Here is a 16,877-nt window from a genome sequence, read left to right on the forward strand (position 1 = left end):
ATCTAGACATTTAAATCATTATTACGAAATCAACTTGTACATGTTTCCCTTTATTTGTCACACACATATGTTATTTTGACCAAGACTATATTGTAAATGAGGTGACAACATGCCCATTACGAATCGATTTTCTACCACCACTAACGGCGCACTCGCTATTACAGGCAATACTTTAGGCTTAAGTAAAATTAGTAATCAAAACCGTGCTGGTACAATCGGGGCAATTGGTGCATTCGTAACTACGAATACTGCTTTACAAGTAACTACTTTTCCTGCTGGTACAACGTTAAACTATACACAAAATAGTTCTACCGCTATTTTAAATATCCCTGCTGGTAGTACTATTCTTTACGCAGAACTCGTTTGGGGTGGAAACTATTTATCTCGTGATCAAAACATTACGAGTGTATTAGGAAACCCAGTTTCTTTTACAACACCTGTTTCAACATACTCGATTACTCCTTCAGCTGTTACAGCTTCAAATCAAACATTCGTTTCAAACTCTATTACATTTGGCTTTTACACTCGTTCAGCAGACGTAACAACTCTTATTCAAGCGGGCGGTTCTGGCTCCTATACTACAGGAGCGGTTCCTGGACTTGTAGATCCTATAGATGCTTCTAATGGAACAATTAATTCGGCTGGATGGACGCTTATCGTCGCTTATCAAAACGGGACATTGCCAGCAAGAAACTTAACCATTTATGTAGCTGGTAACCGTGTTTCTGCAGAAACTGGTAGTGCTGATGTATCTGTTTCTGGATTTTTAACACCTTCAGGTGGACCAGTAAGCGGGAGATTATTTTTAAGTTCTACCGAAGGAGATGCAGATTTAACCGGGGATCAAGCTTTATTTGGACCAAATTTCAGTTCGTTAAATGCTTTATCTGGACCAAACAATGCCATAAATAATTTCTTCGGTTCTCAAGTTAATAATGCTGCAGGAAACTTAGATACAACAGGGACATTTGGAACGCGAAATCAAAGTGCTTCTACAAGTACAAACATTTCCGCAGGAAGACAGGGCTGGGACATTACTTCCATTGATATTTCCTCTTATTTAACAAACTCACAAGTATCCGCCGCAATCCGTTTAACTACTAACGGAGATGCATACATGTTAAATACAGTCGGCTTACAAATTAATATAAACTCACCAAATATTCAAGCAACGAAAAGCGTGAATAAAAGCGTTGCTGCAATTGGAGACATTCTCACTTATACAGTTACTATCCCTAACACCGGGCTTCTTCCTGCCAATAACGCTATTTTTATAGATAGTCTCCCTAACGGTACTTCTTTTATACCCGGCACTGTAACAGTAGATAACGTACCACAAACAAATGCAAATCCTACCGCTGGTATATCTCTTGGAACAATTAATAATGGTGCTTCTCGTATAGTAACTTTCCAAGCTACTGTCGTTTCTCTTCCAAGTCAAAATCCTATCTCTAACACTGCTAATATTACATTTCAATATACACCAATCGCCGGAGGAACAACTTTTAATGGTCTTGCAACAAGTAACTCTGCTGGAACACAAATTAACCTTGCAGATATTAATGGAACAAAATCAGTTAACAAACTTTTTACCGATATTGGTGAAACATTAACTTACAGTATTGCCTTAGCTAATATAGGAAATATCGCTGCAACGAATGTGATATATACGGATCCGATTCCTAGCGGGACTACTTTCATTCCAGGGAGTGTAACTGTGAACGGAGTTACTCAAGCTGGCGCAAATCCCGCTAATGGTATACCAATTGGTTCAATTGCCGCAAATTCCACTACTACTATTTCATTCCAAGTGCTCGTTCCTTCTATCCCTCAAACAAACCCAATATTAAATAGTGGAACAACAACATATCAATACATTCCTGTACCTAATCAACCAGCAGTAAGTGGGACTGATACGACAAATATTGTCTCCACTCAAGTGAATAATGCTACTGTAACAATGACGAAAGCAGTAGATAAAAATTTTGCAGATATTGGTGATACACTAACGTACACTGTTTCCTTTACAGGTACAGGTAATACAAATGCGAACAATGTTATTTTTACAGATGTCATCCCTACTGGAACAACTTTCGTTCTAAACAGTTTAACAATAGATGGCACGACACAAGTGGGCGCAAATCCCGCTACCGGCGTGAACATTGGATCCATAACAAGCGGCACAACAAAAAATGTTGCATTTCAAGTAGTAGTAAACACAATACCCACGTCAAATGTCGTATCTAATGGATCAAGCGCTTCTTATCAATATACTGTCAATCCTAGCCAATCACCTGTTACAAAAAATATTTCTTCGAATCTCGTTTCCACTCAAATTAACAATGCGAATGTAACATTAACAAAATCAACTAACAAACAATTTGCCACAATTGGCGAAACGATAAGTTATACAATCCTTATTACAAACAGTGGAAATGCAGCCGCTAATAACGTGCAACTAACTGATCCACTTCCAAACGGAACGATATTGACTCCTGGTACTGTAACACTAAACGGAGTTTTACAAAATGTAGATTCTCTCGTTGCTTTACCTATCGGCACAATTCCTGGTGGAGCTACTTTTACCTTATCCTTTCAAGTAACAGTCATTAACATTACTGCCCAAAACCCTATTATTAATAACGCTTTCGCCTCTTATATTTACACTGTAAATCCAAGTTTGCCACCGACTTCAAAAACAGCAAATTCTAATTCTGTTACATCAACAATTAGACTAGCAAATCTCCATGTTAATAAATCTGTAGATAAAACGTTTGCGGAAGTTGGCGATGTATTAACTTACACCTTTGCTCTTACTAACGATGGAAATGTTGCAGCGAACAATGTATTACTATCTGATTCAATTGTGAATGGAACCGCCTTTGTCCCAAACAGCGTTATAGTTAACAGTGTTACTCAGCCAGGCGTTACACCAGCTAGCATCAATATTGGTAGCATCAATGCTAATACTACAATTACAGCTTCATTCCAAGTAGTAATAACTAGCATTCCAAATCCAAACCCTATTTCAAATAGCGCTTCCATCTCCTATAACTTTATCGTTGATCCAAACACTTCACCTGTAAGTAAGAACACTACTTCAACCACTACATTTACTCAAGTAAACGATGCAAATGTCATTTCAGCCAAAACAGTGGATCGAGAGTTCGCTACCGTAGGGGATATATTAACTTATACTGTTACTTTGACGAATGCAGGAAGTGTTTCTGCTGATAGTCCTACTTTCGTAGATACGAATCCAGACGGTACTACCTTTATTCCAAATACTTTTCTTATTAATGGTGTACTTCAAAATAACGCAGATCCAAATATAGGTGTTCCGCTACCTTCCATTGCTGCTAATGGCTCACTTACTGTCTCTTATCAAGTAACCGTCAACTCTTTACCAACACAAAACCCAACATTAAATTCATCTAGTACACAGTATAGCTTTATTCTAAATCCGGGCGATCCACCAACTATAGAAACATCTGTAAGTAACACTGTAAGTACACAAATTAATTTAGCAAATGTAGTGATTGTCAAAGAAGTAGATTTAACTATCGCCGATGTCGGGCAACCAATCACATATACAATTTCTTTAGCTAATCTTGGCAATACTACAGCAAATAATGTTATTGTTACCGATATAATCCCTAATGGCTCCACTATCGTACCAAATAGTATTTTTATAGGTGGTACTTTACAACAAGGTGCAGACCCTAGTACCGGTCTTCAAGTCGGCTCCATTCCTTCAGGTGGTTTTACAACGATTGTTTTTCAAATAAGTACAAATGGGCTACCTTCACCAAACCCAATTCAAAACAGCGCTGCACTTCAATATAGCTTTATCGCTGATCCAAACTTACCTGCTCTTGTTAGAAACACTGCTAGCAATATAGTAACTACACAAATTAATACTGCTAATATCGTTGCTACAAAACTAACGAGTACAAACTTCGCTGATATTGGTGATGTCATACTATATGCGACTATTTTAACGAATAACGGGAATACCCCTGCTGCTAATGTAACATTTACAGATATCATTCCAGCGGGTACCCTCTTCATTCCTAATACTGTAACGATTAATAATGTCCCTATAGCTAATGCAAATCCTGCTAACGGCATTTCAATTGGTACGATAGGAGCGAGTTCATCAAGCACCGTTGCATTCCAAGTTTTTGTACCAACTATCCCTGCTGTAAACCCAATTACAAATCAATCAAGCACAACATTCCAATATACGTATGATCCATCCAAACCTGCTGTGATGCAGATGGTTGCTTCTAACACTGTACAGACAACTATTAATAACGCCTCAATTGCCGCTACTAAATCTGCAGATAAACAGTTTGCTAACGTAAATGATATTATTACGTACACGACTACTTTAACGAATAACGGGAACACACTTGCATCAAATGTAATATTTACAGATGTAATTCCAAACGGAACATCGTTTATTCCTAATAGTGTTACTGTAAATGGGAATACACTGCCTAATGTCAATCCAGCAAGCGGAATTGCAATCGACCCAATAAATCCGAATGCAAATACAATCATCTCATTCCAAGTACAAGTAAATTCTATCCCAAATCCAAATCCAATCCCGAACCAAAGTAATACAACGTACCAGTATGTCGTAGATCCTAACTTACCTCCAGCATCCGCCAATACGTTAAGTAACGTAATAACAACTCAAATTAATAACGCTACTATTGTCGCTACTAAGTCTGTGAATACACCGACAGCTGCAATTGGTGATATTGTTACTTATACGATTGCAGTAACAAATACAGGTAATATCCCTGCTAGTGCAACTGTTTTAACAGATGGGCTTGGCGCAGGAGCTTCATTTATCCAGAACTCCGTAACTATCAATAATGTTCCACAACCAGGATTAGATCCATCACTTGGTGTTCACTTGGCAGATATTTCGCCAGGAGATACTGTATTCATTACTTTTCAAGCACAAATTTTAGCGATACCACCTAGTGGCACATTAACAAATAATGCTCTTGTAAATTATGAATATACCGTAAATCCAAACCAATCTCCTGCTGTTGGTAGCACCGTAACAAATACAACAGTTACACCAATTATTGACGCTACTTTAGTAATAAATAAAAGCGCTAGTACAACTTTCGCTACAATTGGTGATACAATTACATTCTCTTCAGCTGTTACAAACAACGGAAATACTACTGCGAACAACATTATTTTTACTGATACAATTCCAAACGGTACTACCTTTATCCCAAATAGCTTTAAGATAAATGGTGTAACCGTTCCGAATGCAAATCCACAAAACGGTATCAATATTGGTAACTTGAATTCAAATGCATCTGCTACACTCAGTTTTCAAGTTAACATTACAACACTTCCAAACCCTAATCCAATCCCGAATAAATCATCGCTTCAATATAGCTTTATTGTAGATATAAATGAACCGCCAGTTTCACGAACAGTTCAATCTAATAAAACCTTTACACAAGTAAATACTGCTTCTGTTATCGCAACAAAAACTGCAAGCAGTGCTTTTGCTGCTGTTGGAGATACAATTACGTATACAACTACCCTCACCAATAGCGGAAATACTACCGCAAACACACCTGTTTTTATCGATATATTACCACCTGAACTTTCATTCGTTCCTGATAGCGTACAAATTAATACCATCCCACAACTTGGATTTAGACCAGATAGCGGGATTTCTTTAGACTCAATTCCAGTTGGAGGAACGACAACAATTAGCTTTCAAGCTATCGTTGGCTCAATACCAGTTATAAATCCAACTTTGAACCAGTCTAGCACGACATACTCGATCATTGTTGATCCTACCCAGCCGCCGGTGACAGAAACAGCTACAAGTAATCCAACTTTAGTTCAAATTAACGAAGCGATTATTCAAGCAACGAAAAGTGTGGATCGGCTATTTTCTGACATAGCACCTGGAAATTCATTTTTAACGTATACAGTTTTATTAGAAAATGTAGGAAACACAACTGCTACGAATATCATTTTTACAGATCCGATTCCAAATAACGCAGTATTTATAGACGATAGCGTTCGAGTAGGCGGAGTTTTATTACCTGGAGTAAATCCAGCGAACGGGATACCAATTGGGGATATTATTGCAGGAGATTTTATAAATGTTACCTTCCGTGTGCAAGTAGTTAGCATTCCAAATCCAATTTTCACAATTGGACCAGGCGGACCAAACTCACCGGTTGTAAACGGCGCTTCTATTGATTATAAATTTATGACAGGACCTAATTTACCACTTGTTTCACGAAATACGACATCTAATTCTGTTTCGACACAAATAAATTCTGGGGAAATTGTGGCAATCAAATCTGTAGATAAAACTTTCGCAACGATTGGTGATACAATTTCTTATACAATTACATTAAGTAACCCTGGAAATGTCACTTCACAAAATATAATTTTCACGGATACTTTACCTGATGGGACGACATTCATATCTGGCACTCTTACAAACGATTCTGGTACACAGCAAATCGGAAATCCATCTAACGGGATTCAGATTGGAAATATAAACCCAAATGGAACGGCCGTAATTACTCTCAACGTACTTGTTACAAACATTCCAAGTATAAATCCAATTTCTAATTTTAGTTCTGTACAATTTGCACATGTAGTTGATCCTAGCCAACCTGCCGTAACACAAACGAACGTATCTAATGCTGTTTCGACAACAATTAATAGTGCAATATTAACGACCAAAAAAAGCGTTGATAAATCTATCATTTCTGTTGGAGATACGATTACGTATACAACAACTATTACAAATACAGGAAATACGACTGCAACGAATATAACGTTCACGAGCGCAATTCCAGCTAACACTACCTTTATACCAAACTCAGTCAAAATAAATGGGGTTCAGCAATCTGGTGCGCAACCAGCACTTGGAGTAACTATACCAAATATCGCTCCTGGTAAAACAGTAACCGTTACTTTCCAAGCAAATGTTCTTTCTGTTCCCCCTTCAAGTTCAATTATGGGTAATGACACAATTTTATATTCTTATACTGTCGATCCAAACGGAACTCCTATTACAACTTCTACTTCCACGAATATCGTTACAAACCCGGTACTAGATGCTATGATAACGATGGTAAAATCGGTCGATCAAACAATTGTTACACTAGGTGATACTATTACCTATACAACCATTTTAACGAATAATGGCAATACAAATGCAACTAATATTACTTTCACTGATCTTATTCCAGACGGCACAACTTTCATTCCGAATAGTGTCACAATCAATGGCAGTACACACATCGGACTCGATCCTAATACAGGTATAACAATCGGATCAATTGCTCCTAACAACTCAATATCTATCGCATTCCAAGTTACTGCTACTTCTACACCAAACCAAAATCCTGTAGCCAATTCCGCTACTGCTTCTTACACATTTATCGCTGATCCAAATGCACCGATTGTTTCAAGAAACGTTACTTCAAACACAGTGTTTACTACGATTAATACAGCTAACATTCTTTCATTAAAACAAGTCGATAAATCCTTTAGTCGTATTGGAGACACACTCACTTATACTGTCGTTTTAACAAACAATGGAAACTCATCTGCACAAAATGTTATATTTACAGATACAGTGCCAAGCGTCACTACATTTATTGCAAACACATTTTCTATTAATGGAGTTCCTCAAAGTGGGGCGGATCCATCGAACGGTGTGAATATTGGGACAATAACAGCCGGGACTACAGTAACAGTTTCGTTCCAAGTTACTGTAACATCATTACCAAACCAAAACCCAATTGTAAATTTCTCATCAACATCGTATCAATTAGTCTCACCACCTGATGCAGAAACTTCAATTAGTAATCCTGTTTCAACCCAAATTAACGAAGCAATATTGTCTATGACGAAAAATGAAAGTGTATCCTTTGCAGATATCGGGCAAACTGCTTTTTATACTACTTCTATTACCAATGTAGGCAATACCGATGCAACTAATATTGTATTCACAGATACATTACCAAGTGGACTCACATTTGTTCCTAACACATTAACTGTCGATGGCGTTTTACAACCTAACGCGGATCCAAATACAGGTGTATTACTTGCAACACTTCCACCAAATGAAATATATAGTATCGTCTTTCCAGTTACAGTAAACAATATTCCCCCTAATAACCCAGCACCAGATACAGCATCAACGACGTATGAATTTACTGTTGATCCTGTTAATCCTCCCGTTTCAAGTGCAACTACTTCCAACACTACACTCCTTCAAATAAACAACGCAACTATTATTAGTACCAAAACAGCAAACCTTACTTTTGCGGATGTTGGTAATACAATAACATTTACACTTAACCTTCCTAATACCGGAAATGTGACCGCAACTGATGTAACTATTATCGATATTCTTGATAGCAATTTAAGTTTCGTTCCAAATAGTTTCACAGCTAATGGGCAAACCATTCCAAACGCCGATTTATCAACTGGTGTAAATATTGGTTCCATTAATGGTGGTAATACAGCAATCGTTACATTCCAAGCAACTGTTATTACACTTCCAACACTGAATCCCATTTCTAACTCTGCTTCAACCACATATCATTATGTCGTTGATCCTAGCCAGCCACTTATTACAACTTCCAATCAATCTAATACAACGACAACACAAATTAATAGCGCTATCCTTACTGCACAAAAAAATTCAAATGTATCTACGGTAGATATCGGGCAGGATATTACCTACACCGTTACAATTACAAATAGCGGAAATGTGAGTGCAACGAATGTTATTTTTACCGACCTTATTCCAGACGGAACTTCCTTTGAACCGAATAGCTTTACACTGAACGGAACTAGCATCCCAAATGCAGATATCATTACAGGCGTTCCAATCGGTGATATCGCGCCAAACGAATCTGTCATCGTAGCATTTAACATTATCGCCAATGAAATTCCGCCTATAAATCCAATTACTAATCAAGCTAGCGTTAGCTTTCAACATATCGTTAATCCAGCTAATCCTCCAGTTTCAAAAAATATTATTTCTAACAACGTTACAACAAAAATTGAAAGTGCTATTTTAAATACTATTAAAATAGGAGATAAAACTTTTGCAACGATTGGTGATACGATTACGTATGCAACGACTATTACGAACACAGGCAATATTCCTGCTAACAACGCTATATTCTCAGACCCTTTACCATCGTGGACACAATTTGTTGCAGGATCAGTTATTGTTGATGGCACTCCATTACCATCCGCTTCGGTTATTAACGGTGTTGGCATAAATACAATCAATCCAAATCAAACTGTTACAATCATATTCCAAGTACAAATCGTAAGTAATCCAACAACGTTCACACCTGAACTCCAAAACTTAGGATTTGTTAACTTCCAATATAACGTAGGCAATGCATTACTGGCTCAGCCTGGCAATGTGGAAACGAATGTCTTCGTTACTTCTATTAATACAGCAATACTTTCAGCTGTAAAAACTGCTAATACAGCCTTTGCAAATATTGGAGATACGATCACTTATACAGTTTTGATTCAAAATAGCGGCAATACAAACGCTACGAATGTAAATTTCTCAGACCCAGTTCCAGCAGGAACAACCTTTGTTGAAAATAGTTTTGCTGTAAATGGGAGTACAATTCCAGGTGCAAATCCAAATAACGGAGTGAATATCGGAACAATTAGCTCGGATAGTTCCTTAACCGTTACTTTCCAAGTCATAGTTACATCAACTCCACCTTCAAATCCGATTACAAACGTAGCATCTATTCAATACACATTCATCGTTGATCTGGCCTCTCCTCCTGTTACAGGCACGATAAATTCTAATAGCGCTTCAACACAAATTAATAACGCGACTGTTACAACTGTTTTACAAGCAAATCGTTCAATTGTGTCTATCGGGGATGTAATTACGTATACAGCAACATTAACAAATACTGGAAACTTCCCTGCAAACTCTGTATTACTCATTAACGGAGTTCCTGAAGGAGCATTATTTGTTCCAAATAGTGTTACGCTCAACGGGATTTCACTTCCAGATGCAAGTCCAACTCTCGGTATTCCCGTTGGTATTATCGCACCAGGTGATTCCGCTACTATTACGTTCCAATTTCTTGCAAGTTCTATTCCACCACAAGGAGCAATTATAAATCAAGCACTTACAAGTTACACGTATATTGTCGATCCAAGTCAACCTCCTGTTACAGCAACATCCTCGTCTAATACGATTAATACAGCTGTTGTTGATGCATCGTTATCCGTAATTAAAAGTACAGATTCTCTCGTACAATCTACTGACGGTACAATCACTTACACAGTAGTCGTTCAAAATAACGGAAATACTACTGCAAATACAGTTACTTTAACAGATTTGGTCCCCGAAGGAACTGCCTTTATTCCGAATAGCGTAACTATTAATAGCGTTTCCGTTCCAGATGCTGATCCTAACGTAGGAATACCATTAAACTCCATCACACCGTCAGAAATCGTCACTGTAACATTCCAGGTTATCGTTCAATCTATTCCAAGCGTAAACCCAATTTCTAATACAGCCCGTATTGACTATACTTTTATCGCTGATCCAACTGCTCCTATCATCTCTCGAACAATTACGTCTAATCCTGCTTTCACACAAATTTCGGATGCGACTATCCTTTCTTTAAAAGCAGTCAATGCACAGCAAGCAACAACAGGTGATATTTTGACTTACACAATAACACTAGAAAATACCGGAAATATTCCAGCTACTAATCTCATATTTTCAGATACGATCCCCCAAGATACTACATTCGTAGAAAATAGTTTTACACTTAACGGAACAACTATACTTGATGCCAATCCAAATGTAGGTGTTACTTTACCTACTTTAGCAGCAAACGCTACTCACCTTATTTCGTTCCAAATTCTTATTAACGATTCATTCTCCCAAAAATCGATTACAAATCAATCCAATACAACATATACAATCCAACCAGACCCAGGGCAACCGCCTATTACTGAAACATCTACTAGTAATATCGTCATTACAAATTTCGTGCAAGCACAATTGACAATTACAAAAACATCCAATCCAACAACTGTAGATATCGGTGGAACTATACTTTATATTTCTGAAGTGAAAAATATCGGTAATGTTGACGCAATAAATATTAATTTCACAGATTCTATCCCAGCTGGGACTACATTCGTTCCCGATAGTGTCACAATTAACGGTGTCCTTCAGCCAGATGTAAATCCTGAAAACGGTATACCGATTGGAACAATTCCAGCAAACAGTTCCAAAACGATACTATTTCAAGTGCAAACAAATAATCCACCGAATGAAACTGAAATTGTAAATCAATCTTTAGCAACTTACCAATATGTAAGTATTCCTACAGCCCCACCAGTAAATCGCTCTGCAAATTCTAACATTGTTACAACATCACTTCAAAATGCAAATATTATTTCTGTTAAAAGTGCGGATGTAAATTTCGTATCAATCGGGCAAATGATTACCTACACAAATACACTACAAAATATAGGAACCGTTCCGGCTAACAATATCGTGTTCATTGATAACATTCCAGAGGGTACTATATTCATTGAAGATAGCTTAGCAATAAATAATGTAATTCAGCCTGGCGTGAATCCTGAAAACGGAGTAACTCTCGGCACGATACAACCAAATGAAACAGTCACTATTTCATTCCAAGTACAACTTACAAATATACCAGAGGGCAATACAGTCATTAATATTTCAGACACTTCGTACGAATACCAAATTGAACCTAGTTCTCCAATTATTCAGCGTAGATCGTTATCAAATGCCGTAAATACTGAAGTGCGAACGGCAAATGTTAGTGCAATTAAATCCGCTAACAGATCCATTACACGTATCGGTCAAATCATCACATATACAGTCGCAGTTACAAACGCCGGTACAATACCTATTACAAATACTCTCCTACTTGACGCAATTGCTTCTGGCACCACATTCGTTCCAAATAGCATTCTTGTAGATGGCGTACCAAGACCTAACGAAAATCCAATTACCGGTATCAATCTTGATATAATTCTTCCAAATAATACGATTATTGTTACGTTCCAAGTAAGCGTAGTTTCTATACCGCCACAAAATAACATTAATAATATCGCCGTCATTCACTATGAGTATCGACCAGACCCAAGCACACCACCAATTTCAGAAACGACCTCTTCCAATGCTACAAACATACAATTTATTGATGCTATTCTTATTGCTACAAAATCTGCTAATACTGTATTAGCTACTATTGATGAAACCATTGAATATACAGTATTCATTCAAAATAATGGATCGGCTACAACTAACTCCATCTTTTTTACAGATACTATAGCAGATGGAACAGTATTTATTCCAGGAAGTGTAATAGTTAATAATACTGTACTTCCTGCAGCAGATCCGAATATCGGCTTTTCCATTCCTAATGTCGCAGCAGGTCAAATGACTACAATAACATTCCAAGTTTCCGTTACGAATTTACCTACTGTAAATCCAACACCTAATACTGCAAACATCGTCTACGACTTTATTTTCAATCCTGACTTTGCACCAATTCAAAAATCTACTACTTCCAATACTACTTTCGTTCAAATTAATGATGCTGATATCGTTTCACTTAAAACTGTTGATTTAACCTCTGTAACGATTGGTGACATTTTAACTTATACAACAACTTTAACGAATACAGGGAATACGGATGCCACTGCTGTTGTATTTACAGACAATATACCTGATGGAACAACCTTTATTGACGGTAGCGTTTTAGTAAATAACATTCCTCAGCTTAACGCCAATCCAAGTGTAGGTATACTTGTAGGAACGATTGCTCCTAACATTTCTATCCCAGTCACATTTTCTGTTACCGTCGTAGCTCTTCCTGCTAGCGGTCATGTTCAAAATCAATCAACTTCTCGTTATACAATAAACGTGGAAGAACAAATATCGACTAGCAATATTACCTTCACTGAAGTTATTTCCGCTAATGTAATTGCGACAAAAACAACACCTATCCAATATGCTGACTTACAAACTATCATCCCTTATACAATTTCCATCATAAATAACGGAAATATACAAGTCGAAAACATTATTGTTACAGATATTATCCCGGCAAATACGAGCTTTATAGAGAATAGTGTTATTGTGAACGGCAACGCTCGGCCAAATGACAACCCTCTTAACGGTATACAAATTGATACTATTCCACCTAATACGACAGCAACCATTCTATTCCAAGTACGGGTTACTTCGATTCCACAAACAAATCCAATCTCTAACACGAGTACAATTGAATATGAATACACGGTACCAGATCGACCACCTATTACCGAAACTATTATTTCATCAGCTGCCGCAACAGAAATTAATCACGCAAATTTGAATAGTAATAAAGCTGTTGACCTTGCATTTGCAACGGTTGGTGATACGTTAACGTATACGATTACACTAAATCAAACCGGTAATGTTGCAGTAAATGATGTAATCATTCAAGATATTATTCCTCAAGGTACTACGTTTATAGAAAATAGCGTCATTGTAAACGGAGAAACTCTTCCAGGAGTGACTCCAGTAAGCGGCATACCAATTGGTACTATAACTATTGGTGAAGATGCTATCGTTTCATTCCAAGTAACTGTGACTTCTATTCCAACACCAAATGAACTAAACAACAACGCAATTACTACTTTTAACTATATAGTCAACCCAAATAACGTACCTGTTACAAATACGACTACAACAAACACCGTCACAACTACTGTCCAAAATGATAATGTCATTGCGATAAAAGCTGTTGATTTCACAAGTGCCTTACCCGGTCAAACTTTAACGTATACCATCACGATTACTAATAATGGTAATATCATTATCGAAGACCTTCTTTTAGTAGACACAGCACCAGCAGATACGACATTTGTTATTGGTAGTGTTACGATTAACGGAATCAATCAACCTAATGCGAATCCGGAAAATGGTATTACGTTAGGAAATCTTGCTCCAAATGAATCTGTTATTATTACATTCCAAGTGACAATTTCTTCTTCTACTCTTCAATCTACAATCAATAACGATGCTACTATTTCCTATACGCCTATTGTCGGTCCAATCCAATCACCTATCACGATTACAAAGCAAACAAATACCGTTACAACGACAGTCGTTGAGCCGATGGTTGACATTGAAAAAACAGCTGACAAATCTATTGTCGTTATAGGAGATATCATTACATTCACATTAGCGGTATTTAATCACTCCCCAATTCCGACAATCAGTACTTCTGTTATAGACACAATTCCAGCTTGTACAACATTTATAGAAAACAGCGTAACAATTAACGGTACTCCCGTTCCAAATGTTCGTCCAGACACTGGTATTAATATCGGCTCTTTACCTGCAGATTCAGTAGCAACTATAACATTTCAAGTTCTCGTAACTTCTATTCCTTCAAACAGTACAATTATAAATTCTGCAACAGTTACCGCTGCCTTTCAATTGACACCACAGGATCCAATTATTACTTTCATTGTTAATTCAAATATCGTTCGTATACCAATTCAATTTATAACTGTAACAGTCACGAAAAATGCTTCCGTCAGCTCAGCTTATTTAAATCAATATTTTGATTACACGGTACGCATTACAAATACTTCCAAAATTTCACTCTCAAATATTTCTTTACAAGATACCATTCCAGCAGGTTTACAATTTATAAACGGCACTGTCTTTATTAACGGTGAACGCTCTCCACTAGCGAATCCGAATATCGGTTTCCTAGTTGCCACTAATTTGGAACCAAACGAAACAATTATCGTATTATTCACAGTACAAGTAATAAGTCCACCTGTTAATAATGAATTTAAAAATACGGCCAATATTTCGTTACAACTTCAAGTCTCGCCTACCGACCCACCAATTACAGTAACCGTTACAAGTAACGAAAACATCGTCACTTTTGTTCCAGAAAATCCAGATGAAACACTTCCAAATTTAAATTGCTTCTTTGACGGTGAACGCTTCATTCGCATTACTCCTCGAAATGTACGAAATTACCTTTGGACTTGGATTTGGTGGAAGTAATTGAAACAAAAAAGAGATTGTAGTTTGGTTGAAACCAAATTACAATCTCTTTTTCATTACCTATATCCCACTACGTTGTAACTCGTCCAAGGATATACAATTAAACAACATCTCAAGTTATCTTAGTCGTAATAAGTTGGCCAGCTTCATTAATAGTAACTTTCCATTTCACTCCACTAGCAGTCTTCATGATTATACCTTTACTTGCCTCTATTTCAATATCTCCAAACATTCTTCCACCAGTTGTCGCTAACCAAGCGTTCCCGTTTTCCATAGAAGACCTTGCAAAAATACGATTAATTCGAAAACGCTTATGATCTTGAGAATAACCACTTAATGTAATTCTAACTTTATATATCTGACTCGCCTTCATATTCGATATAATTGTATCGCCAACATTTAACGGAACATCCAACGCGATAACCCAACTTCCAGTTGCGCTTAATGCATATTCAATTTTAATTTTCTTTGGGCTCTCTCCCCACCCAAAATACATTCCAAAACAATTTAACATTTGTATTGGTTTTTTCGTAAAATCCAGTTCAATTACAACTGGATTACTATCTGGAACGTCAATATAGTTTACACTTTGTTCATCTATTAAATTAAAGCAATTTGCGAGATTCCCCCCGTAAGGCACTTTCCCACTTACTTGCTTAATCGTATACTTCTGCTGAGCATTTACTAAAATATCATCTTGATTCCCTATTAAATGTGGTTTATTTAACGTAATCGGTAACTGAATTCGAAGAGATTCTTCATAGGTAGACTTACAAACATTGTATTGTCCTTTATCTACAATAGTTGTAGAAAGTAAATTTGAAAAAAGGTAGTTACGATGCGAATTAGAAGAAAATTCAATGACAATCTGTTCACTACTCATCCGGTACGTATCCCAAATCATACAATCAAATGTATTATACGCACCTGAGCAACGAATTGCTTTTTTCGTTTGTTGTCTACATTGCACTTGAATATCATGAAACGTATTTCCTGAACTTTCATTTGGCAAATCACTATTTCCATCTACTTCAATCCCATACACACATCCATCAATAAATATAGATTGAAATACATTGGCGTTAATCCAGCAAGGTGTATTGATATCATCTATATACTCTGTTTTCAAATATATTGCAGTTTGAAAGTTTTTAATTTGAATAAATTTAACTTGAAAGAAACTAATATAATCCCATGCCTTTTGACAATAAAAATGTATAGCTTTTCCTTTATACGATGGAGTTGTATTTATTATATTTATATTTGATATAACAGATTGATTAGGTACTTCGATTTGTTGTGAACCAGAAACATAAATAACAGCAGATTGAAACAATGAATTTATAACTTGAATAGTACCACCAACTATCGAAGCGTTACTTTGTAGCTCAAATGCATTAAAATCCCCATCAATTTGCAGCGTTACGGTAGGATCTAACTCTAATCTTACGTTTGATTTAATAACAATCGGCTTTACAATTTTGTACGTATTTACCCCTGTAATTCTAACCGTCGAAATTCGATTCGCTACACAATAATCAATAGCTTGCTGAATTGCTAATGAGCTATCATTTCCCGAGTTTGGAACTGCGCCAAAACAATCAATGTGAACGCTACTTTCTGGCGCACAATCTTCTTGGGAAGAAATATATTCTGACAAAATAAATTCACTCCTCATATTACCTTTTTTCATATAATATGTGAGTTCTCTCTTAAAAGTTTCTATAATAAAAAA

2 protein-coding genes are annotated in these 16,877 nt (G+C 36.8%); one reads left to right on the top strand and one right to left on the bottom strand.

Going from position 1 to position 16,877, the window contains the following annotated elements; genetic code table 11:
* Nucleotides 1-109 precede the first annotated feature (109 nt).
* Nucleotides 110-15,142 (top strand): DUF7507 domain-containing protein, encoded by a 15,033-nt coding sequence (locus CQ064_RS01425; RefSeq protein WP_001123155.1) that lies wholly within the window; start codon nt 110-112, stop codon nt 15,140-15,142.
* 112 nt (nt 15,143-15,254) lie between these two features.
* Here the strand turns inward: CQ064_RS01425 and CQ064_RS01430 are convergent, their stop codons facing one another.
* Entirely contained in the window at nt 15,255-16,802 is a 1,548-nt protein-coding gene (locus CQ064_RS01430; RefSeq protein WP_000006059.1) for a glycoside hydrolase family protein, read from the bottom strand.
* Nucleotides 16,803-16,877: the final 75 nt, after the last annotated feature.

The sequence above is a fragment of the Bacillus sp. MYb78 genome, from assembly GCF_002975115.1.
GTDB classification, from domain to species: Bacteria; Bacillota; Bacilli; order Bacillales; family Bacillaceae_G; genus Bacillus_A; species Bacillus_A cereus.